The sequence below is a fragment of the Burkholderia sp. Bp9004 genome, from assembly GCF_003858025.1.
Taxonomy (GTDB): domain Bacteria; phylum Pseudomonadota; class Gammaproteobacteria; order Burkholderiales; family Burkholderiaceae; genus Burkholderia; species Burkholderia diffusa.
On record NZ_QTQD01000004.1, the window covers coordinates 144751 to 166047 of the forward strand.

Sequence of the window (21297 nt, forward strand, 5' to 3'; positions counted from 1 at the left end):
TCCGCGCCGCGCTCGTCGCGCCGGCCGGGCCGTGTGGCCCGGTAGGGTCGGGCAATATAACCGGCTTTGACCCCGTGCAGGGGAAAGCGGACAAAAAAAACGGGAAGCGTGCGGCTTCCCGTTTCGTTGCGCCATCGCGCGGCCGCGTGCCGCGCCGGCATCAGCCCGCGGTTTCGCGGTTCTCCACGCGCTGCAGCTGCGCGCCGCGGCTCGCGGCGACCCACGGTGCGATCTCCATGTCCTCGTAACGCACGAAGCGGCTCTTGTTCAGGAGCCGGTAGCCGAGCCACACGACGAGGAACAGCGGAATGCCGACGTAGGTCGCGGCCACACCCGCCCAGTCGATCCGGTTCGCGAGAAACGCCTGATAGTCCTGGCCGAGCGCGATCACGAGACACAGCACGAACGCGAACAGCGGGCCGAACGGGAACCACTTCGACTGGTACGGCAGCTGGTCGACCGCGTAGCCTTGCGTCACATAGCCCTTGCGGAACCGGTAGTGGCTGATCGCGATGCCGAGCCACGCGATGAAACCTGTCATCCCCGACGTGTTCAGCAGCCACAGGTACACCGTCTTGTCGCCGTACAGCGACGTGAAGAAGCACAGCGCGCCGACGGCGGTCGTCGCGTACAGCGCGTTGCGCGGCACGCCGCCCGGCGACAGCTTCGCGAACAGCTTCGGCGCGCGGCCTTCCGTCGCGAGGTTGTAGAGCATCCGCGTCGACGCGTACATGCCCGAGTTGCCGGCCGACAGCACGGCCGTCAGGATCACCGCGTTCATCACGCCGGCCGCGAACGCGAGGCCCGCGTGGCGGAACACGAGCGTAAACGGACTCACGCCGATGTCGGTCACGTCGCTCTTCAGCAGGTTCGGATCGGTATAGGGAATCAGCACGCCGATCACGAAGATCGCCAGCACGTAGAACAGCAGGATGCGCCAGAACACCTGACGCACGGCGCGCGGGATCGTCGTGCGCGGGTTCTCCGATTCGCCGGCCGCGACGCCGATCAGCTCGGTGCCCTGGAACGAGAAGCCCGCGATCATCGCGACGCCCATCAGCGCCGGCAGGCCGCCCGCGAACGGCGCGTCGCCGATCGTCAGGTTGCCCCAGCCGTTGCCCGGCGCGCCTTTCAGAATGCCGAAGATCATCAGCAGGCCGACGCCGATGAACGCAACCACGGTGACGACCTTGATCAGCGCGAACCAGTATTCGGCTTCGCCGAAGCCACGCACGGTCAGCGCATTGAGCAGGAACATCACGCCGAGGAACGCGGCACTCCACCAGACGCCCGGCACGTCCGGGAACCAGTAGTGCATCACGAGCTGCGCGGCGACGAGTTCGACCGCGATCGTCACGGCCCAGTTGTACCAGTAATTCCAGCCGAGCGCGAAGCCGAAGCCTTCGTCGACGTATTTCGCGCCGTAGGTCGCGAACGAGCCCGACACCGGCATGAACGCAGCCATTTCGCCAAGGCTCGTCATCAGGAAGTAGACCATCAGGCCGATCAGCATGTAAGCGACCATCGCGCCGCCAGGGCCGGCCTGCGAGATCGACGCGCCGGACGCGACGAACAGGCCCGTACCGATCGAGCCGCCGATGGCGATCATCGTCAGATGGCGCGCCTTCAGCGCGCGATGAAGCTTGGGTGGGTTCGCGGACGAACCGGGTTGGTCGGAATTCGGAATTGCGGACATAAACGAGACGAACGTTGAGCGGGCCGGCATCCGGAGCCGGCGCATGCGGGATCGGGGCGCGGCGCGCCGCCTGCTGCGATGCATTCGATGCGGCCCCGATACGCGTTGCGCGCCGGGCGCCTGCGGCGAAGCGCGGATTCTACCTGATTCGCCACGACGGCAGCTGAGCGCCGAACGCCCCGCCGCCGCATGCAGACGCAGCAGAATCAACAAGTTGGACACGGCGGGGCGACGAGACGGCGGCATGGCTGCGGGTTGCGCGGTACAGGTCATGCCATTCGAGTGGTCATCCGCGATGGCGAACCGCGCAAGGCGTAATCGTCCCGGCGCAATCGCCCGATCCTGTATTAAAACGACAAATCGATCCGCAAGCGCCGCTAATAATCAGACAAAATACCGGCCACTCACAATTGATTCAAATCAAACCGACATCCGGCTCACAGTAATGGCGTGTAATCGTTCCGAATCGCGATCGGCGCATGCATGTTTTGCATCGCGCGGCGAAATTCCGGGATTCGCGAGATAATGCCGATTAATGCGAATTAATCACCGCGCGGAATCGTCTACGACGCAAATTTCCGCCGCCCACCCCCGAGGATGAAGCCACACACGCCGCTCGCCACGGCGCGCCGTCATACCGCGTCGGCCGTGGCACGCATTCTGTCGCCCCGCGGCGTACTCGTCGCGGGCATCATGCTGCTCCTGTTCAGCTGGGGACTCTCGACGTCGCTTTTAATCGAGGCACGCCACGACGCATACGATCATGCGGTCGAAAATGCGCGCAACCTGATGCTGCTGATCGAGCGCGATATTTCCCGCAATATCGAACTGTATGATCTGTCGCTGCAAAACGTCGTCGACGGCCTCGCCGATCCGGAACTGATGGCTTTGCCGCCGCACCAGCGTCACCGGCTGCTGTTCGACCGCGCCGCGAGCGGCGCGTATCTCGGCGCCATTTTCGTGATGGATCCGCACGGCAATATCGTGATCGATTCGGCCGAATCGCCGCCGCGACAAGGCAATTTCGCCGACCGCGAATATTTCGCCGTGCATCGCGACCGGCTCGCGCAGGGCCTCTTCATCAGCCGGCCCTATGCGTCCCGGCTGCGCGGCGGCGCATTGACGATCGCGCTCAGCCGACGGATCACGCTGGCCGATGGCCGCTTCGGAGGGATCGTCGTCGGCACGCTCAGCATCGACTACTTCCGCGCGCTGCTCGACGGTCTCGCGGTCGGCAAGCACGGCAGCGCGGCGATCGTCGAGGACAACGGCGCGCTCGTGTCCCGCCTGCCGTTCGATGCGCGCGTGGTCGGCCTCGACCTTCACAACGCCCCGCTCTTCATCGAGGCGCAGCGCAGCAGCGAAGGCGCGTTGACGGGCGTCGGCGCGATCGACGGCGTGCGGCGCATCTATGTTTACAAGCATCTCGCGAATCTGCCGCTGGTCGTCGACGTCGCGCCCGCCGAGATCGACATCTACGCGTCGTGGCGCCATCGCACGATCTGGACCGCCGTGCTGATGGCCCTGTTTACCGTGTTCATCGCGTGGGGCTCGCTCGCGCTGTCGCGCGAACTCAAGCGCCGGCAGATCGCCGAGTCGAAGCTGTACCGGCTCGCGCACACCGATTCACTGACCGGGCTCGACAACCGCGGCACGTTCGACACGGTGCTCGCGAAGGAAGCGCTGCGCGCGTCGCGCAGCGGCCGCCCGCTGTCGGTGCTGTTCGTCGACGTCGATCATTTCAAGGCGTTCAACGACTACTACGGCCACCTCGCCGGCGACGATGTGCTGCGCCGCGTCGCGCAATCGGCGTCGCGCTGCCTGCGCCGCGACAGCGACCACGTCGCGCGCTACGGCGGCGAGGAATTCGTCGTCACGCTGCCGGACACCGATGCGCGGGGCGCGGCGACCGTCGCCGAAGGGATCCGCCGCGCGATCGCCGGGCTCGACATCGCGCACGGCCGCAGCCCGTACGGGCACGTGACGGCGAGCATCGGCGCCGCGACCACCGCCGGCGGGCGCATCGACGCCGCGACGCTGCTGCGGCAGGCCGACGAGGCGCTGTACCGCGCGAAGTCCGGCGGACGCAATCGCGTGTCGAACGCCGAGGCAAACACCGCCGACGCGTGACGCGGCGGCCGGCGGCGCCCGCACCGCGTCGCCGTGGACAGCCCGCGCGCGTTCGGCTAGCGTTACGTCAGCTGCGCGTGCGGCGCGGCGCCGGCCCGCGCGAGCCGCCCGCGCGTATTCCGGCCACCCCGCCGGCCATCTCCGCTCCGTCATGAACGCCCAGCTTCCTGCCCGACTGCCGCCGCTCCTGCGCCACGCCCTCCGTCCCCTGCTGGACCCTTACCGCCGCTACCGGCACGCGAAGCTGATCCATGCGGCGCGCGTCGCGCTCGCGATCCTCGTGTCGATCGCCTTGTCCACCGGGCTGCGCGTGCCGCACGGCGAATGGTCGACGATCACCGTGCTGATCGTCGTCGGCGGGCTGCAGCACCACGGGAACATCCGCAAGAAGGCGGCCGAGCGCGCGCTCGGCACGTCGATCGGCGCGCTCGCGGGGCTCGGGCTGATCCTGCTCTACTCCGTGCTGCACGCGCCGTTCGCGATCTACTTGCTGATGGCGATCGCGTGCGGATTCTGCGCGTATCACGCGATCGGCAAGGCCGGCTACATCGCGCTGCTGTCGGCGATCACGATGGTGATCGTCGCCGGGCATGGCGACAACGAGATCGTCGACGGCCTGTGGCGCGCGGTAAACGTCCTGACCGGCATCGCGATCGCGCTGGCGTTCTCGTTCGCGCTGCCGCTCTACGCGACCTACTCGTGGCGCTACAAGCTCGCCGATGCGCTGCGCGCGTGCGCGGCCGTGCATACGCGGCTCGCGGGCGACCGCCGCGTGAGCGACGACGCGCACCTGAAGGAAATGGCCGCGCTGAGCGCGCTGCTGGTGCAGCTGCGTTCGCTGATGCCGTCGGTGTCGAAGGAATGCGAGATCTCGGTCACGCACCTCGAAGCGATCCAGCGCAGCCTGCGCCTGTGCATCGGCTACCTGGAGATCCTGTCGAGCACGGTGCCGGACCGCGACGACATAACTGCCCGCGAATACATGCGCTACGAAATGAAGGCCGTAAACCGGCGCATCCGCGACACGCTCGTCGGCGCGAGCCGCGCGCTCAAGGTCGGCACGCCGAGCCGGCTCGCGGCACGCCGCCGGCCGGCCGAGCCGCCGCACGACATGCCTCCGCCGCAGTTGTCGGGCTACGTGTCGATCACGGCCAAGCTGGCCGGCGAAGTGGATCAGTTGCGGGAGAAACTGCTCGATACCACGCAGGCGTGGAATATCTGAAGGTCGCGGGACGCCGGGCTTCACGCCAAAATCTTTCATAATCCTTTCGGCGCGGCGGGCTCGCATCCCGACGGCGGCTGCCCCGCCCTTCAGCCGATCCGGCCCCGGAAGCACGGCCCGCGACGGCGCTCGGCCGCGACCGTTTCGGCCGCCGCTCGGCGCCGGTTTGCGCGGCGTTCTCCGCCTGATTCGCCGCCCGCCGGGCCCGCCGCGACAGGCTCGACAACGTATTGGCGCGAAAATCAGGTCTTGCCCCAACTTCCCGGACAGCCGATACTCGCATATTCCGCGAAATACGATCCCACCGGCTTCAATCCACGGTAATTCCTATGAGCACGATTCTCGAAAGCCTCCCGACCGGCCAGAAGGTCGGTATCGCCTTCTCCGGCGGCCTGGACACCAGCGCCGCGCTGCACTGGATGAAACTGAAGGGCGCCGTCCCGTACGCATATACGGCGAACCTCGGCCAGCCCGACGAAGACGATTACGACGCGATCCCGAAACGCGCGATCGAATACGGCGCAGCCGGCGCCCGCCTGATCGACTGCCGCGCGCAGCTCGTCGCCGAAGGCATCGCCGCGCTGCAAAGCGGCGCATTCCACATCACGACGGCCGGCGTCACGTACTTCAACACGACGCCGATCGGCCGCGCCGTGACGGGCACGATGCTCGTCGCCGCGATGAAGGAAGACGGCGTCAACATCTGGGGTGACGGCAGCACGTACAAGGGCAACGACATCGAGCGTTTCTACCGCTACGGCCTGCTCGTGAACCCGGATCTGAAGATCTACAAGCCGTGGCTCGACCAGACGTTCATCGACGAACTCGGCGGCCGCGCCGAAATGTCCGAATTCATGAACCAGGCCGGCTTCGCGTACAAGATGTCGGCCGAGAAGGCGTATTCGACCGACTCGAACCTGCTCGGCGCGACGCACGAGGCGAAGGATCTGGAAAGCCTCGAGAGCGGCATCAAGATCGTGAACCCGATCATGGGTGTCGCGTTCTGGCGCGACGACGTGAAGATCGCCGCCGAGGAAGTGACGGTGCGCTTCGAAGCAGGCCAGCCGGTCGCGCTGAACGGCGTCGAGTTCAAGGACCCGGTCGAACTGCTGCTGGAAGCGAACCGCATCGGCGGCCGCCACGGCCTCGGCATGAGCGACCAGATCGAGAACCGCATCATCGAGGCGAAGAGCCGCGGCATCTATGAAGCCCCGGGCCTCGCGCTGCTGTACATCGCGTACGAGCGTCTCGTCACCGGCATCCACAACGAAGACACGATCGAGCAGTATCGCGAGAACGGCCGCCGTCTCGGCCGCCTGCTGTACCAGGGCCGCTGGTTCGACCCGCAGGCGATCATGCTGCGCGAAACGGCGCAGCGCTGGGTCGCGCGCGCGATCACCGGCGAAGTGAAGATCGAACTGCGCCGCGGCAACGACTACTCGATCCTGAGCACGAAGTCGCCGAACCTCACGTATCAGCCGGAACGCCTGTCGATGGAGAAGGTGGCGTCGACGTTCTCGCCGCGCGACCGGATCGGCCAGCTGACGATGCGCAACCTCGACATCACCGATACGCGCGACAAGCTGCGCGTTTATACGCAGGTCGGTTTGCTCACGCCGGGTGAATCGTCGGCGCTGCCGCAGATCAAGGGCGATAGCGGCGAGTAAGCAAGCCGTTTTCGCGAGCGGCCGGGCGGCGTAAGAACCGCCCGGCCGCATGCAGCACTCCCCTCCCGCCTTTCTTCAGGCACTGCCGGATTCGGAACGCGCATCACGACGATCCTGCAGTCGCATCAGGATCATTTCGATGCCGTGGCCGTCCCGGTCGCAGTCGTCGCAACCGCAGTCGTCGTCGCAGCCGCAGCCGCCGGCGTGCGTGCCAGATCCTGACCGATCGTGTCCGCGACCGACTTCTCGCACGACTTGATCCCTTCCACCGACTTGTCGAAATTCTTCTCGAGATCGCTGAAGCTGCCGTACGTATAGGCGAAATCGCTGTCGATGTGGACGCTGTTCGACTTGATGTCGTAGCCGCACGCGAACGTCTTGAAATAGATGTCCTGCTTCGTCTTCGCGTCGAGAATGCGCGCGCGGACGACCACCCACGGAATGTAATCGGGCTGGTTGGGCGGCGAGATATAGCCGAACGACGTGAACCATACGTTCATGATGGCATCCGCGTCGGTCTGGATCGCGGAGTAGTCGTCCGACTTGCCGTCGTCGGCGAGCTTCGCTTTCTGACCGTCCAGCTTCACGACCTGATAGCCGTTGCTGGTAAGGCGGCCCGTGACGCCGTCCACGATGTCCGGCGCGAACACGATCTTGCCGGCCGCCACGTGATCCGTATAGGTGCTCGTATGGCTCGCGTTGACGGCGCTTTGCGCGAGCGCGCCGATCAGGCCGAACCCGCCCGCCGCGCCGCCGATATTGACGACCGCGACACGCTTCGGCTCGTTGACTTCGAGGATCGCGATCGAATGCAGCTTCTGACGTGCTTCGGGCTTCATGTCGGTGTTTGGCAACGTGACGCAGCCGGACAGCAGCGTCACGAGCAGGCCGCAACCGAACAGGGTGGCTTTGGATGAGTTCTTCATGCAGTGAGTGGCTTTTTGTTGTTGACGGAACGTTTTCGCCGAGCCGTCGCACGTGGCGCGTGAAGGTGCTGCGCGCGAGTCGGCCGTATGTTTGTTGTTTGATGACCTGACCGTAGGCGTCGAAGCTGTAATCGGACGCGCGCAGCGCCGCCCGGCAATTGTCGTGCGGCTCGAGTGATACTTTGGTCAGCTACCGAGAAAGGGTAACGGCGGGGGTCAAGGTTTCTTTAGGGCGCTTCGTCGAATAATTTTTCTAATCGCTTCGGTATTACAAACAGATTGCATGTCGAGGCACAATGCAGGCGTTCCGATCCAGCACGCCTTCATGATTCCTCGAGCAAACCCGCCTCTCACCGTCATTCACCTGAACGGCCCGATCAACAGCGGGAAGACGACGATCGGTCGCGCGCTCGCCCGCGTGCTGCCGGATGCGCGCTTCATCGACGGCGACGATCACGCTGCCCCCGAAGACGCACCGTTCGACGTGCAGTGGGCGATCGCGCTGGAGCGCCTCGTCACGCAGATCGCGCAGGCCGGAGAACGTCATCTGGTGATCGCCTATCCGATCGGCGAAGCCGAATTCGCACGGCTGCGCGCGGCCTGCGATGCGCGTGATGCACGGTTGATCGTCGTCACGCTCGCGCCGCCCGAGGCGATCGCGGCGTCGGATCGCGGCACGCGGGTGCTGACGGAATGGGAGCGGCAACGTATCGCCGAGATGTATCGGGAAGGGTATGCGGCGCGCGCATTCAGCGATTGCGTGATCGATACGTCGAAGGCATCGGTGAATGCATGCGCGCGAGAGATTGCGCAACGCGTCCGCGCGTCGCACGCATAGCGGCAACGCCCCGGCGAACGATTCGCGACCACCGCCTCACGCCGCGTAGTGGGCGAATGCCTCGTTCACGCGATTGCCGGCTCCGAAGCGGAACACCTCGACCGCGCCGCGTCCGTTTGCGCCGCGATAGTGAATGGCGACGCTGTCCACGCCCGCCAGCACCGCAATGAACTCGAAACGCAGGTCCGGAATGAGTTGCAGCGCCTTCGCCCAGTACGCGCGCACCGCCGCCTTGCCATGCAGGCATCCGCTCGGCTCGCCTGCGATCCGCACGATCATCGGCGAATGCATGACGAAGGCGTCATCGTAGTGCGACAGGATGCGGTCGAGATCGTGCGCGTTCCATGCGTCGATCCATTCCTGCGCGAAGTGCCGCGCGAATGCGTCGGTGATGGGTTCCATGCGGCTCGTCGTCTCCATATCGGGCGCGGCGTGAATGCCGGCCCGTGCGCCCCAGTGTATCAGCGGCCGCACGGCTTCCGCGCACTCGCCGCGGCTCGCATGCGCGCGCTCAATGTTGCTGCCGCACCCCCGACACAACCTGCTCGCGCGCCCCCTTGCGACTCAGCAGCAGCGTGACGACCGCCGACACCGCGAGCGTGCCCGCCACCACGTATAGCCCGGCCGCATACCCGCCCGTCAACTGCTTGAGCCAGCCGATCGCGAACGGCCCGACGAACCCGCCGAGGTTGCCGATCGAGTTGATCATCGCGATCCCCGCGGCCGCGCCGGCGCCTGACAGGAACGCGCTCGGCATCGCCCACAGCGGCGCCTTCGCGGCGCTGATCCCGATGTTGACGACGACCAGCGCGAGCACGGTCAGGAGCGCGGTGTTCGCCTGACCCGCGAACACGAAGCCGATACAGGCAAGCACGCACGGAATCACGACGTGCCAGGTGCGCTCGCCGGTGCGATCCGAATGTCGTGCCCATCCGATCATCGCGACCACCGCGGCAATGCTCGGGATGCCGGTCAGCAAGCCCGTCTGCAACGCGGTGAAGCCGAACTGCTTGACCATCAGCGGCGCCCACAGGCCGAGCGTATAGAGGCCCGCCGACGTGCCGAAGTAGATCAGCGCGAGCGCCAGCACGCGCGGGTCGCGCAGCGCCTGCCACGCGCCGGCCGTGTGTCCGGCATGCGTGTGCCGCGCGTCGGCCTCGGACTTCAGCTTCGCGATCAGCCAGTCGCGCTCGTCCGGCTCCAGCCACGCGGCCTTCGACGGCGCATCGGTCAGGCACTTCAGCACGACGAAGCCGAGCGCGACCGCGGGCAGCGCCTCGACGATGTAGAGCATCTGCCAGTCGGCGAGGCCGAACATCGGTGGCATCTGCATGATCGCGCCCGACAGCGGCGAGCCGATCGCGGTCGAGATCGGCGCGGCCGCCATGAACCACGCGGCGGCCACTGCGCGCTGCTTCGCGGGAAACCACAGGCTCAGGTACAGGATGATGCCGGGAAAGAAACCGGCTTCCGCAACGCCGAGCAGGAAGCGCAGCACGTAGAAGCTCGTCGGCCCGGCCGCGAACGCGGACACCGCCGACACGATGCCCCACGTGATCATCACGCGCGCGATCCAGATGCGGGCGCCGACACGATGGAGAATCAGGTTGCTCGGCACTTCGAAGAGAAAGTAGCCGATGAAGAACAGGCCGCCGCCGAGTCCGAACGCGGTGGGCGACAGGCCGATCGCCTTGTTCATCGTCATCGCCGCGAAGCCGACGTTGACGCGATCGAGAAAGCTGACGAAGTAAAGCAGCATCACGAACGGAATGATGCGCCACATCAGTTTCCGCGCGACGCGGGTTTCCAGATCCGCTTGCATGTGTCTCCTCCTTCGAGGTCGGGCCGCGCGCTGTCCGCACGAGCCCCGTGGGTGCTTGCCGGCGTCACGACGAATCGTGTGCGCCGGCGCCCGGCTCACGTCGAATGCGCGAGTCGCGGGCAGGAAAATCCGGTGAGCGGTGAACGGAAGGCGGCCGGCTGCGCACGCGCGCTGCCGGCGCAGTCCGTGCTGCCGTCAGGCTGCGACCGCCGCGTGCGCGACGCGCTCGCAGACGGCCGCCGTCACCTGCGCGGTCGTCGCGCTGCCGCCGAGATCGCGCGTATGCAGCGACGGATCGGCCGTCACCGCCTCGATCGCCTGCATCACGCGCGCCGCGCCTTCCGTTTCACCGAGATGCTCGAGCAGCATCACGACCGACCAGAACGTGCCGACCGGATTCGCGAGGCCCTTGCCCATGATGTCGAACGCGGAGCCGTGGATCGGCTCGAACATCGATGGATAGCGACGCTCGGGATCGATGTTGCCGGTCGGCGCGATGCCGAGGCTCCCGGCCAGCGCGGCGGCGAGATCGCTGAGGATGTCGGCGTGCAGGTTGGTCGCGACGATCGTGTCGAGCGACGCCGGGCGGTTCACCATGCGCGCGGTCGCGGCATCGACGAGTTCCTTGTCCCACGTGACGTCGGGGAATTCCTGCGCGACCTGCTTCGCGATCTCGTCCCACATCACCATCGCGTGACGCTGCGCGTTGCTCTTCGTGATGACGGTCAGCAGCTTGCGCGGACGTAACTGCGCAAGCCGGAATGCGAAGCGCATGATGCGTTCGACGCCGGCACGCGTGAGGATCGACACGTCGGTCGCGGCCTCGATCGGATGCCCCTGATGCACGCGGCCGCCAACGCCCGCGTATTCGCCCTCCGAGTTCTCGCGCACGATCACCCAGTTCAGGTCGTCCGGCCCGCAGCGCTTCAGCGGCGCATCGATGCCGGGCAGGATGCGCGTCGGGCGCACGTTCGCGTACTGGTCGAAGCCCTGGCAGATCTTCAGGCGCAGGCCCCACAGCGTCACGTGATCGGGCACGTCGGGGTCGCCCGCCGAGCCGAACAGGATCGCGTCCTTGCCGCGCAGCGCATCGAGGCCGTCAGCCGGCATCATCGCGCCGTGCCGGCGGTAGTAATCGGCGCCCCAGTCGAAATCCTCGAACTCGAACGCAAAGCGGTCGCTGCCGCGAGCCAGCGCTTCCAGCACCTGCTTGCCGGCCGGCACCACTTCCTTGCCGATGCCGTCGCCGGGAATGGTCGCGATACGGTAGGTCTTCATGCCAACATCCTCGATTGATCGTGAGCGTGAACGCACTTTACCCAACTGGAAGTGCGGGAACCGGTGCTAGACTCAAAGCATCTTTAACTTCAATTCACGAATCCCGTCATGACGGATACCGTCCAGCCGGCCGATCTCGCCTTCTTCTCGACGCTGGCCGCGTCGGGCAGCCTGAGCGCGGCCGCGCGCGAACTCGGATTGACGGCGGCGGCCGTCAGCAAGCGGCTCACGCAGATGGAACGGCGCGCGGGCGTGACGCTCGTCAACCGCACGACGCGGCGCATGATGCTGACCCCCGAGGGCGACGTGTATCTCGACTACGCGCGCCGGATCCTCGATCAGATGGACGAGCTGGGCGAACTGCTCGGCAGCGCGAAGCAGCGGCCGAAGGGGCTGCTGCGCGTGAACGCGACGCTCGGCTTCGGACGCAGCCACGTCGGCCCGGCGATCTCGCGCTTCGTCGCGCGCTATCCGGAGGTGTCGGTGCAGCTGCAGCTGTCGGTGATGCCGCCGCCGCTCACCGACGACGCGTTCGACGTGTGCATCCGCTTCGGCGAGCCGCCCGACACGCGCGTCGTCGCGCGACGGCTCGCGCCGAACCGGCGGCTGCTGTGCGCGGCGCCCGCGTATATCGCGCGACACGGGACACCGGGCACGCCGCACGAGCTGACGCGGCACAACTGCATCGGCATCCGGCAGGGCGACGAAGGCTACGGGGTCTGGCGGCTGACGAGCGGACGCGGCGCGGCGCGCAACACGGAAGCCGTGCGGATCAACGGCAACCTGACGACGAACGACGGCGAGATCGCGGTGAAGTGGGCGCTCGACGGACACGGGATCCTGATGCGCGCCGAGTGGGATATTCGCGACTATCTGGCCGACGGGCGTCTCGTCGTCGTGCTGCCGGACTACGAGACACCGAGCGCGGATATCTATGCGGTGTATGCGCAGCGGCATCAGATGTCCGCGCGGATACGGGCCTTTGTGGATTTTCTGGCGGAGGAGCTTGGCGGGTGACGGGCGGCGGGCGGAGCGGGCATGGGTGCCGGAAACGCTGATATTCTGGCGAATCGACCACTGAATGATCGGGAAATTTGCGCCGCCGCATCATCCCTCGCCGCTGCGCCAACCTTGCCGGAGCCGCCATGTTCGACCTGACCACGCTGACCACCTTCACCGCCGTCGTACTGGGTCTGTTCCTGATTCCCGGCCCCGCCGTGCTGCTCGTGCTGAGCCGCACCGTGCAGGGCGGCCGCAAGACCGGCATCCTGACCGGGCTCGGCGTCGCGAGCGGCGACTTCGTGCATACGCTGTTCGCGGCGGTCGGGCTGTCGGCGCTGCTGATGACGTCGGCGCTCGCGTTCAACGTCGTGAAGCTGGTCGGCGCCGCGTACCTGATCTACCTCGGCGTGCGCGCGCTGCTCGACAGGCCGTCCGATCCGTCGCTGCCGAAGGTGTCGCCCGTCACGCCGCTGAAGGCGTACCTGCAGGCGATTCCCGCCGAAGTCCTGAACCCGAAGACCGCGCTGTTCTTCCTCGCGTTCATGCCGCAGTTCGTGCATCCGGAACGCGGCTCGACGTTCGTGCAGTTCGCGGTGCTCGGGCTGATCTTCGTCGTGCTCAGCTCGCTCTACACGACGCTGATCGCGTGCTCGATCCGCCCGCTCGGCCGCCTCGTGAAGCGGCTTGCGTGGCTCACGCGCTGGCAGGGGAAGATCATCGGCTCGATCTTCATCGCGCTCGGGCTGCGCGTCGCGGTCCAGCAGCGCTGACGCGCGCGCCGGCGCGGCCGGCTGGCTCGCGTGCGATCTCGACGGCCTGCCGCGCGTGAGCGGTTGAATGCGGCGCCCGCCTGACTACCGCGCGCCCAGCGCGTCCCGCACGCCGTCCCAATCGAGCCCGAACCGCGCCAGATACTTGCGCAACCGGTCCGCGTCGTTCGGCTGCTTCTTGTTCTGCCGCGACACCGCGAACAGCGCGCGGCCGGCCTCCGACAAGCTCGCCGATGCACGGCACACGTCGAGCACGCGGTCGAGCTGCGCGCGGTCGAACAGGTCGAGTTCCGCCGCACGCGCGCCGAATACCGCGTCGACGCATCCGTCCGACGCACTTGCGCCGCCCGGCTGCGACCACGTGCGCGTCAGTCGCTCGACCTCCTGCTCGGCAATCGTCTCGGTAATCCGCCCCGCATCGGCGAGCGTCGCCATCCGCGTGACCGATGCGGACAACTCGCGGAAGTTGCCGGCCCATGCCGCGCGCGGCGATGCCGCGAACGCGAGATAGCGCCGCTTCGCTTCCACGTTGAACCGCACCTGCTCGCCCTGCTCGCGGCCGAAGCGATCGAGCTCGAATTCGAGGTTCGGCTCGATGTCCTCGCGCCGTTGCGCCAACCCCGGCAAGTCGTACGTCCACAGATTGATCCGCGCATACAGATCCTCGCGGAACGTGCCGGCCGCCACCATCTGCCGCAAATCGCGGTGCGTGCCGGCGATCAGCTCGAAATCGCTGGCCACCTCGACGTCCGCGCCGACCGGCAGGAAGCGCTTCTCCTCGATCGCCTTCAGTAGCATCGCCTGCTCGTCGAGCCCGAGTTCGCCGATTTCGTCGAGAAACAGCAGGCCGCCGTCCGCCGCGCGCAGCAAGCCCGCACGTGCGGACTGCGCGCCGGTGAACGCGCCCTTCACGTGACCGAACAGCGTCGACATCGCCGCGTCGCCGCGCAGCGTCGCGCAGTTGATCTCGATGAACGGCCCCGCGAGCCGATGGCGGCCGCGCTTCAGTTCGTACACCCGTTTCGCGAGAAACGACTTGCCGGCGCCCGTCGGACCGACGAGCAGCATCGGCGCGCGTGAGCGCACGGCCACGCGCTCCAGTTGCTCGATCAGCGCGTTGAAGCGCGCGTTGCGCGTCGCGATGCCCGCCTTCAGGAACGACACCGTCTCGTCGCGCTCGCGCGTGAAGCGCTGTGCGATGCGGTTGTAGCGCGACAGGTCGAGATCGATCACCGACACCGTGCCCGGCCCGCTCGGCCCCTCGTCGGTCTGCTTCGGCGGCCCCGTCTGCACGAGGCGCGCGGGCAGGTAGCGCGCTTCCGCCAGCAGGAACCAGCAGATCTGCGCGACGTGCGTGCCGGTCGTGATGTGGACCAGGTAGTCCTCGCGGTCGAGGTCGAACGGGTAGGCGCGCGCAAAGTCGTGCAGCGTCGCGTAGACCTCCTCGAAATCCCACGGGTCGTGGATCGTGACCGGCGTGAGCCGCACCTCGGTATGCGGCGACAGGTTCGCAAGATCGTCGCGCACCTGATTGGCGAGGCGCGCGTAGCCAGGCGGATGCAGCAACTCGAGCCGGTCGATCGCGAAGTCCGGCTGCATGCAGAGCGACACCGTCGGCCGCCACTTGCGGTAGCGGCGCGGCGCACGGCCGCCCTGGTCGAGCACGGTGCCGAGAAAGCCGATGGCGACGGTCTTGCGCATGTTTATCTCATGGGATAAAAAACGATCTGATTGTATCGGAACTCAGCGACGACGCGATACGGCGGCCTTCCCTCCGCAATCATCGGAAATCATGAATTGTCCTTTCTCTTCAAAGGCTTGATCGCCTTCCCCGCGGCCTGCCCCGCCCGCTGGCACGCTCCTCGCTAAATAGAAGACGCCGGATGTCCCGCTGGCCCGCGAGCCAGGGTTCACAAAGCCCTGCTGGTGCGCCGCCGCCGAACGTGGTTCGTCGCGGCAGCGCATGCCGCCATGGACAGACGAAGGCAAAGGGGCGCGCGAGGCAGCCTTGTCCGGGTTCGAATCCCGGAGCGCCCACTGTTCGGAAGCTCATTCAGGTGGAGCAGCCGGCGCGAGCCGGTGTGTGGCGGGTTCGAATCCCGTCCGAACCCCGTCCGCAAGGACGGTCTGTCGATAGAAGCAGTACCCGCCGGTGCGGGCCGACAGGCCCGCCGCGCGTCGGACCGGTTGCGGTTCCGCGCGATCGGCCGGGCGGCCGGACGGCCCGCGCGAATGCGCTCGACGACGCGATGCAGGATGCGTCGCCGCGTGCAGCCGCGCCGGACCCACGCGCCGCCCGCCCGATCGCGTCGCACCCCGATCCGTGCGATGCGTGTCGCCCGGCGGCCATTGAAGAAAAGGACAAGAATATGTGGAAGCGTCATGTGGTGAAAAAGAACGAACGCGCGCTGCTGATGAATGAGGGCGATTTCGTGAAGGTGCTGGAACCGGGCGTGTTCAAGGCCTTCGATCCGTTCAAGCGTCTGTCGGTGCAGACCGCGCGTCTCGACGCGCCGCTCGCCGACGCGGCATTGGCCGACTACCTGCGTCACGACGCACAGGACGTGCTCGCGCAACACTTCGTCGCGATGGATCTGGCCGACGACGAAGCGGGCCTGCGTTACGAAGACGACGTGCTCGTCGAGATCATGCCGCCCGGCACGCGCCGGCTGTACTGGCGCGGCCTCATCGCCCATCGGCTGGAGCGCGTCGACCTCGCGCAGGACAGCATGCTGCCGGCCGCGCTCGCGAAGCGCATCGCGCAACCGGCGCTGCGTGCTCGCGGCGTGGCGGGCCTGACGGGCGTGCTGCTGGCGCAGGTGCCGGCGTATCACGTCGGTGTGCTGAAGATCGACGGCAAGATCGAGCGGCTGCTGGATGCGGGTGTCGCAGCGTTCTGGCGCTTCAACCGCGATGTCGCGGTCGAGCTCGTCGACCTGCGCCTGCAGGCGCTCGAAGTCGCCGGCCAGGAAATCCTGACGCGCGACAAGGTCGCGCTGCGGCTGAACCTGTCGGCAACGTGGCGCTATGCGGACGTGCTGCATGCGTTCGGCCAGTTGCAGAAGCCGGTCGAACATCTGTATCGCGAACTGCAGTTCGCGCTGCGCGCGGCGGTCGGCACGCGCTCGCTCGACGAGCTGCTGGAGGACAAGCAGGCGATCGACGACATCGTGATTGCCCAGGTGCGCCCGCGGCTCGAGCAATCGGGCGTGGACGTGCGCAGCGTCGGCGTGAAGGATATCGTGCTGCCGGGCGACATGAAGACGATCCTCGCGCAGGTGGTCGAGGCCGAAAAGGCCGCGCAGGCGAACGTGATCCGACGCCGTGAGGAAACGGCGGCGACGCGTTCGCTGCTGAACACCGCGAAGGTGATGGAAGAAAACCCGACCGCGCTGCGGCTCAAGGAGCTGGAAACGCTCGAGCGCGTCGCGGAACGGATCGACCGCATCTCGGTGTTCGGCGGCCTCGACCAGGTGCTGAACGGACTCGTCAGCATCAAGGGCGCGTGATGCTCGAAGCAAACGGCGCGGCGCATGGGTGCCGCGCCGCACGAATGAATCAGGTGAAGCAAATGACTGACATGGATTATCAGGTGATGGAACTGGCGAACGGCAAGCCGGTGAAGATGTGGACGCAAGGCGTCGCGGTCGAGGACGACGCGCGCGCGCAATTGCGCAACACCGCGCAGATGCCGTTCATCTTCAGGCACGTCGCGGTGATGCCGGACGTCCACCTCGGCAAGGGCTCGACGATCGGCAGCGTGATCCCGACGAAAGGCGCGATCATTCCGGCCGCGGTCGGCGTCGACATCGGCTGCGGGATGATGGCCGCGCGCACGACGCTCACGGCGTCCGACCTGCCGGACTCGCTCGGCGGGCTGCGCAGCGCGATCGAACGCGCGGTGCCGCACGGCCGCGTGCCGGGGCGCCGCGATCCGGGTGCATGGGGCGATCGCACGCCGGCCGCCGTGACCGAGTCGTGGAAGTCGCTGCTGCCGGGCTTTCAGCGGATCGTCGACAAGTATCCGAAGCTGGAGAAGACGAACCACTATGCGCATCTGGGCACGCTCGGCACGGGCAATCACTTCATCGAGGTGTGCATCGACGAAGCCGATCGCGTGTGGTTCATGCTGCACAGCGGCTCGCGCGGCGTCGGCAACGCGATCGGCAGCCTGTTCATCGAGCTCGCGCAGGCCGACATGCGGCAGCACGTCGCGAACCTGCCGGATCGCAACCTCGCGTATTTCACCGAGGGCAGCCGCCACTTCGACGATTACGTCGAAGCGGTCGGCTGGGCGCAGGACTACGCGCGCCGCAACCGGCAGGCGATGATGGAAGCGGTGATCGGTGCGGCGCGCGGCGTGATCGCGAAACCGTTCGCGGTCGACGAGCACGCGGTGAACTGCCACCACAACTACGTGCAGCGCGAACGCCACTTCGGCGAGGACGTGCTCGTGACCCGCAAGGGCGCGGTGTCCGCGCAGAAGGGGCAGCTCGGGATCATTCCGGGCTCGATGGGCGCAAAGAGCTTCATCGTGCGCGGGCTCGGCAATCCGGAGAGCTTCTGTTCGTGCAGCCACGGCGCCGGACGCTCGATGAGCCGGACCGAGGCGAAGCGCCGCTTCACGGTCGACGACCAGGTGAGAGCGACGCGCGGCGTCGAATGCCGGAAGGACGCGGGTGTCGTCGACGAGATTCCGATGGCCTACAAGGACATCGATGCGGTGATGGCGGCACAGCGCAGCCTCGTCGAAGTGGTGCACACGCTGCGCCAGGTGGTGTGCGTGAAAGGATAGCGCGGCGCGCGGCCGAAGGCCGGGCGGCCGCGCGCAATGAAAGGGAAACGACAAGAATGAAAACGGAAAAGGCAATGACAACCGTGCGCAGCGCACATCCGGTCGACCCGGCCGTGCGTGCGCGCGTGATGGCGGAACTCGCGGAAGTCGAGCGCCGCCACGACGTGAGCGTGCTGTTCGCATGCGAATCGGGTAGCCGCGGCTGGGGCTTCGCATCGCCGGACAGCGATTACGACGTGCGCTTCGTGTACGTGCACCGGCGCGACTGGTACCTGAGTGTCGAACCACAACGCGACGTGATCGAGCGGCCGCTCGACGACGAGCTCGACGTAAGCGGCTGGGAGTTGCGCAAGGCGCTGCAACTGCTGCGCCGGTCGAACCCGACGCTGCTCGAATGGCTCGACTCGCCTGTCGTGTATCGCGAAGACGCGCGCTGGGCGCCGCGGCTCAGGTCGCTGGCGTCGGCGTTCTTCTCGCCGGTGCGCGGGCGCCATCACTACCTCGCGATGGCGAAGAAGAACTTTCGCGGCTACCTGCAAGGCGACACGGTGCGTTACAAGAAGTACCTGTACGTGCTTCGGCCGCTGCTCGCGGTGCGCTGGATCGACATGGGGCTCGGCATGCCGCCGATGCGCTTCGCGGCGCTCGTCGACGGCACCGTGCACGAACCGGCGGTGCGCGCGGAACTCGATGCGTTGCTCGCGTTGAAGATGAGCGCGAACGAAAGCGAATACGGGCCACGCCGACCCGCGATCCACGCGCTCGTCGAGACGATGCTCGCGGATGCCGAACACGATCGCGAATACAAGCGACCGTGGGGTGACGTCGCGATGCTCGACAGGTTCCTGCGCGACGTGGTCGACGGTCGGTGAAAAACGAACGGCGCGATGCCCGCAGGCATCGCGCCGTTTCCGCATCGGGCCGCGCCCGGCCGCGGCCGGTGAGCAATGTGCGCGCCGCACAAGCGCGCCGCCGTCACCTCACGCGCCGACGATCGAAATCGAGAACCCGTCCCAGCCCTTCTGCCCGACCGTCTGCACGGCCGTCGTCGTGAGCTTCGGCTCGGCCACGAGACGCGCGAACCCTTCCCTCACGCCGACCGCATCGGGCTCGCGATTGTCCGGATCGGCCACGCGCCCGCCGCGCACCACATTGTCGACGACGATCACCGTGCCCGGCCGCGACAGCTTCAACGCCGCGTCGAGATACACGGCGTTGTTGTCCTTGTCCGCATCAATGAAGATGAAGTCGAACGGCGCCTCGCCCGCATCGACGAGCCGCGCGAGGCTGTCTTTCGCGCTGCCGACGATCACCGACACCACGTCCGCGAACCCGGCTCGCGCGATGTTCCGCGTCGCGACCTTCGCGTGATCGGGGTTCAGTTCGAGCGTCACGAGCGTGCCGCCCGGCGGCAACGCGCGCGCGAGCCAGATCGTGCTGTAGCCGCCGAGCGTGCCGACTTCGAGGATGCGCCGCGCGCCGCGAATCGTCGCGAGCAGTTGCAGCAGCTTGCCCTGGTTTGGCGCGACGTTGATCGCGGGCAGCCCGGCTGCGTCGCTGGCCGCAAGCGCAGCGTCGAGCACGTCGTCGGACGGCACGAGCGTCGCGGAGAAATACGCATCCACCCTGTTCCACTTATCCTGATCCATCGCGCACCCTTCGTCTGCGGAAAAACGCATTCTATGCGCGACGGCCCCATAAGCAACCAACCATTCGTTCTAAAGGCAACCGCGCACCTGCTCCTATAATCGCTCGACCACGACAACAACAGACGGAGCACCCATGACCGATCAGGCCTCTTCGAACTGGCGCCTCGAAACCATCGCCGTGCACGGCGGCTATCGCCCCGACCCGACCACGCGCGCGGTCGCGGTGCCGATCTACCAGACCGTTGCGTACGCATTCGACGACACGCAGCACGGCGCGGACCTGTTCGACCTGAAGGTCCAGGGCAACATCTACACGCGAATCATGAACCCGACGACGGACGTGCTCGAGCAGCGGATCGCCGCGCTCGAGGGCGGCATCGGCGCGCTCGCGCTGGCGTCGGGCCAGGCTGCCGTCACGTACGCGATCCAGACGATCGCCGAAGCCGGCGACAACATCGTGTCCGCCAGTTCGCTGTACGGCGGCACCTACAACCTGTTCGCGCATACGCTGCCGCAATACGGCATCACGACGCGCTTCGCCGATCCGCGCGACCCGGCGTCGTTCGAGCCGCTGATCGACGCGCGCACGAAGGCGATCTTCGCGGAATCGGTCGGCAACCCGCTCGGCAACGTGACCGATATCGCCGCGCTCGCGGAAGTCGCGCATCGCCACGGGATCCCGCTGATCGTCGACAACACGGTGCCGTCGCCGTACCTGCTGCGCCCGTTCGAACACGGTGCGGACATCGTCGTGCACTCGTTGACGAAGTATCTCGGCGGCCACGGCACGAGCCTCGGCGGCGCGATCGTCGATTCGGGCAAGTTCCCGTGGGCGCAGCACGCGGACCGCTTCAAGCGGCTCAACGAGCCCGACGTCAGCTATCACGGCGTCGTGTACACGGAAGCGTTCGGGCCGGCCGCCTATATCGGGCGCGCGCGGGTCGTGCCGCTGCGCAACATGGGCGCGGCGATCTCGCCGTTCAACGCGTTCCAGATCCTGCAGGGCATCGAGACGCTCGCGCTGCGCGTCGAGCGCATCAGCGACAACGCGCTGAAGATCGCACAGCATCTCGCGCGCCACGAACACGTCGAGTGGGTGAACTACGCGGGGCTGCCCGATCATCCGGATCATCCGCTCGTCGCGCGCTACCTGTCGGGCCGCGCGCCCGGCATCCTGACGTTCGGCGTGAAGGGCGGCCGCGACGGCGGCGCGAAGTTCCAGGACGCGCTGAAGCTGTTCACGCGGCTCGTCAATATCGGCGACACGAAATCGCTCGCCACGCATCCGGCCTCGACGACGCACCGCCAACTGTCGCCGGCCGAACTCGCGAAGGCCGGCGTGAAGGAGGAAACGGTGCGGCTGTCGATCGGCATCGAGCACATCGATGACCTGCTCGCCGATCTCGACCAGGCGCTCGCGCAGCTGTGACCCGACGCGGGCGTGCCGACACGCCCGCTTCAAATGTCTTGACCTTGAAGCGGCTTCAAGGTGTCCAATCCCC

General features: G+C 67.0%; 17 protein-coding genes. 10 read left to right on the plus strand and 7 right to left on the minus strand.

The window, feature by feature from the left end:
• Window positions 1-160: 160 nt before the first annotated feature.
• Window positions 161-1696 (minus strand): amino acid permease, encoded by a 1536-nt coding sequence (locus DIE08_RS06720; protein ID WP_059601434.1) that lies wholly within the window; start codon window positions 1694-1696, stop codon window positions 161-163.
• A 597-nt stretch (window positions 1697-2293) separates the two neighbouring features.
• Here DIE08_RS06720 and DIE08_RS06725 point away from each other — a divergent pair.
• From DIE08_RS06725 to argG, 3 genes are all read left to right on the plus strand, one after another.
• Window positions 2294-3826 (plus strand): sensor domain-containing diguanylate cyclase, encoded by a 1533-nt coding sequence (locus DIE08_RS06725; RefSeq protein ID WP_124901375.1) that lies wholly within the window; start codon window positions 2294-2296, stop codon window positions 3824-3826.
• Between the two features lie 151 nt (window positions 3827-3977).
• Window positions 3978-5048, plus strand: coding sequence for an FUSC family protein (locus DIE08_RS06730; RefSeq protein ID WP_124901376.1), 1071 nt, complete (start codon window positions 3978-3980; stop codon window positions 5046-5048).
• Between the two features lie 329 nt (window positions 5049-5377).
• Window positions 5378-6715, plus strand: a complete 1338-nt coding sequence (argG, locus tag DIE08_RS06735) for an argininosuccinate synthase (RefSeq protein ID WP_059601426.1) — start codon at window positions 5378-5380, stop codon at window positions 6713-6715.
• 131 nt (window positions 6716-6846) lie between these two features.
• Here argG and DIE08_RS06740 read toward each other — a convergent pair whose 3' ends face one another.
• Window positions 6847-7641, minus strand: coding sequence for a hypothetical protein (locus tag DIE08_RS06740; protein WP_124901377.1), 795 nt, complete (start codon window positions 7639-7641; stop codon window positions 6847-6849).
• A gap of 325 nt (window positions 7642-7966) precedes the next feature.
• Here DIE08_RS06740 and DIE08_RS06745 point away from each other — a divergent pair, with 325 nt between their 5' ends.
• Window positions 7967-8479 (plus strand): shikimate kinase, encoded by a 513-nt coding sequence (locus tag DIE08_RS06745; protein WP_124901378.1) that lies wholly within the window; start codon window positions 7967-7969, stop codon window positions 8477-8479.
• Between the two features lie 36 nt (window positions 8480-8515).
• Here DIE08_RS06745 and DIE08_RS06750 read toward each other — a convergent pair whose 3' ends face one another.
• The 3 genes from DIE08_RS06750 to DIE08_RS06760 all read right to left on the minus strand — a co-directional run bounded on the left by DIE08_RS06750 (window position 8516) and on the right by DIE08_RS06760 (window position 11579).
• Complete coding sequence (locus tag DIE08_RS06750) at window positions 8516-8881, minus strand: nuclear transport factor 2 family protein (RefSeq protein ID WP_059601423.1); 366 nt, start codon at window positions 8879-8881, stop codon at window positions 8516-8518.
• 109 nt (window positions 8882-8990) lie between these two features.
• Window positions 8991-10301, minus strand: a complete 1311-nt coding sequence (locus DIE08_RS06755) for an MFS transporter (protein ID WP_124901379.1) — start codon at window positions 10299-10301, stop codon at window positions 8991-8993.
• Between the two features lie 195 nt (window positions 10302-10496).
• Window positions 10497-11579 (minus strand): tartrate dehydrogenase, encoded by a 1083-nt coding sequence (locus tag DIE08_RS06760; protein WP_124901380.1) that lies wholly within the window; start codon window positions 11577-11579, stop codon window positions 10497-10499.
• A 108-nt stretch (window positions 11580-11687) separates the two neighbouring features.
• Between DIE08_RS06760 and DIE08_RS06765 the strand changes: the two genes are divergently transcribed.
• The gene (locus DIE08_RS06765; RefSeq protein WP_124620967.1) at window positions 11688-12596 is read left to right on the plus strand and encodes a LysR substrate-binding domain-containing protein; all 909 of its coding nucleotides are present in this window, start codon (window positions 11688-11690) and stop codon (window positions 12594-12596) included.
• A 128-nt stretch (window positions 12597-12724) separates the two neighbouring features.
• Entirely contained in the window at window positions 12725-13351 is a 627-nt protein-coding gene (locus tag DIE08_RS06770; RefSeq protein ID WP_059531846.1) for a LysE family translocator, read from the plus strand.
• 84 nt (window positions 13352-13435) lie between these two features.
• Here DIE08_RS06770 and rtcR read toward each other — a convergent pair whose 3' ends face one another.
• Window positions 13436-15052: an RNA repair transcriptional activator RtcR gene (gene rtcR, locus DIE08_RS06775; protein WP_124901381.1), complete on the minus strand. Its 1617-nt coding sequence runs from the start codon at window positions 15050-15052 to the stop codon at window positions 13436-13438.
• 668 nt (window positions 15053-15720) lie between these two features.
• Between rtcR and DIE08_RS06780 the strand changes: the two genes are divergently transcribed.
• From DIE08_RS06780 to DIE08_RS06790, 3 genes are all read left to right on the plus strand, one after another.
• Window positions 15721-16860, plus strand: a complete 1140-nt coding sequence (locus DIE08_RS06780) for a slipin family protein (protein WP_124901382.1) — start codon at window positions 15721-15723, stop codon at window positions 16858-16860.
• Window positions 16861-16922: 62 nt separating this feature from the next.
• Entirely contained in the window at window positions 16923-18146 is a 1224-nt protein-coding gene (locus DIE08_RS06785; protein WP_124901383.1) for an RtcB family protein, read from the plus strand.
• Window positions 18147-18202: 56 nt separating this feature from the next.
• The gene (locus DIE08_RS06790; protein ID WP_124901384.1) at window positions 18203-19018 is read left to right on the plus strand and encodes a nucleotidyltransferase domain-containing protein; all 816 of its coding nucleotides are present in this window, start codon (window positions 18203-18205) and stop codon (window positions 19016-19018) included.
• A 108-nt stretch (window positions 19019-19126) separates the two neighbouring features.
• Here DIE08_RS06790 and DIE08_RS06795 read toward each other — a convergent pair whose 3' ends face one another.
• Window positions 19127-19795, minus strand: a complete 669-nt coding sequence (locus DIE08_RS06795; protein ID WP_124901385.1) for an O-methyltransferase — start codon at window positions 19793-19795, stop codon at window positions 19127-19129.
• 133 nt (window positions 19796-19928) lie between these two features.
• Here DIE08_RS06795 and DIE08_RS06800 point away from each other — a divergent pair, with 133 nt between their 5' ends.
• Window positions 19929-21224, plus strand: a complete 1296-nt coding sequence (locus DIE08_RS06800) for an O-acetylhomoserine aminocarboxypropyltransferase/cysteine synthase family protein (RefSeq protein WP_059450495.1) — start codon at window positions 19929-19931, stop codon at window positions 21222-21224.
• The last annotated feature ends 73 nt before the right edge of the window (window positions 21225-21297 follow it).

What these genes read in the sequence shown, in the direction of transcription:
- rtcR (WP_124901381.1), bottom strand. Translation starts at nt 15,052, where the DNA reads ATGCGCAAGACCGTCGCCATCGGCTTTCTCGGCACCGTGCTCGACCAG.
- DIE08_RS06765 (WP_124620967.1), top strand. Translation starts at nt 11,688, where the DNA reads ATGACGGATACCGTCCAGCCGGCCGATCTCGCCTTCTTCTCGACGCTG.
- DIE08_RS06790 (WP_124901384.1), top strand. Translation starts at nt 18,203, where the DNA reads ATGAAAACGGAAAAGGCAATGACAACCGTGCGCAGCGCACATCCGGTC.
- DIE08_RS06760 (WP_124901380.1), bottom strand. Translation starts at nt 11,579, where the DNA reads ATGAAGACCTACCGTATCGCGACCATTCCCGGCGACGGCATCGGCAAG.
- DIE08_RS06720 (WP_059601434.1), bottom strand. Translation starts at nt 1,696, where the DNA reads ATGTCCGCAATTCCGAATTCCGACCAACCCGGTTCGTCCGCGAACCCA.
- DIE08_RS06770 (WP_059531846.1), top strand. Translation starts at nt 12,725, where the DNA reads ATGTTCGACCTGACCACGCTGACCACCTTCACCGCCGTCGTACTGGGT.
- argG (WP_059601426.1), top strand. Translation starts at nt 5,378, where the DNA reads ATGAGCACGATTCTCGAAAGCCTCCCGACCGGCCAGAAGGTCGGTATC.
- DIE08_RS06730 (WP_124901376.1), top strand. Translation starts at nt 3,978, where the DNA reads ATGAACGCCCAGCTTCCTGCCCGACTGCCGCCGCTCCTGCGCCACGCC.
- DIE08_RS06795 (WP_124901385.1), bottom strand. Translation starts at nt 19,795, where the DNA reads ATGGATCAGGATAAGTGGAACAGGGTGGATGCGTATTTCTCCGCGACG.
- DIE08_RS06725 (WP_124901375.1), top strand. Translation starts at nt 2,294, where the DNA reads ATGAAGCCACACACGCCGCTCGCCACGGCGCGCCGTCATACCGCGTCG.
- DIE08_RS06755 (WP_124901379.1), bottom strand. Translation starts at nt 10,301, where the DNA reads ATGCAAGCGGATCTGGAAACCCGCGTCGCGCGGAAACTGATGTGGCGC.
- DIE08_RS06800 (WP_059450495.1), top strand. Translation starts at nt 19,929, where the DNA reads ATGACCGATCAGGCCTCTTCGAACTGGCGCCTCGAAACCATCGCCGTG.
- DIE08_RS06745 (WP_124901378.1), top strand. Translation starts at nt 7,967, where the DNA reads ATGATTCCTCGAGCAAACCCGCCTCTCACCGTCATTCACCTGAACGGC.
- DIE08_RS06740 (WP_124901377.1), bottom strand. Translation starts at nt 7,641, where the DNA reads ATGAAGAACTCATCCAAAGCCACCCTGTTCGGTTGCGGCCTGCTCGTG.
- DIE08_RS06785 (WP_124901383.1), top strand. Translation starts at nt 16,923, where the DNA reads ATGACTGACATGGATTATCAGGTGATGGAACTGGCGAACGGCAAGCCG.
- DIE08_RS06780 (WP_124901382.1), top strand. Translation starts at nt 15,721, where the DNA reads ATGTGGAAGCGTCATGTGGTGAAAAAGAACGAACGCGCGCTGCTGATG.
- DIE08_RS06750 (WP_059601423.1), bottom strand. Translation starts at nt 8,881, where the DNA reads ATGGAACCCATCACCGACGCATTCGCGCGGCACTTCGCGCAGGAATGG.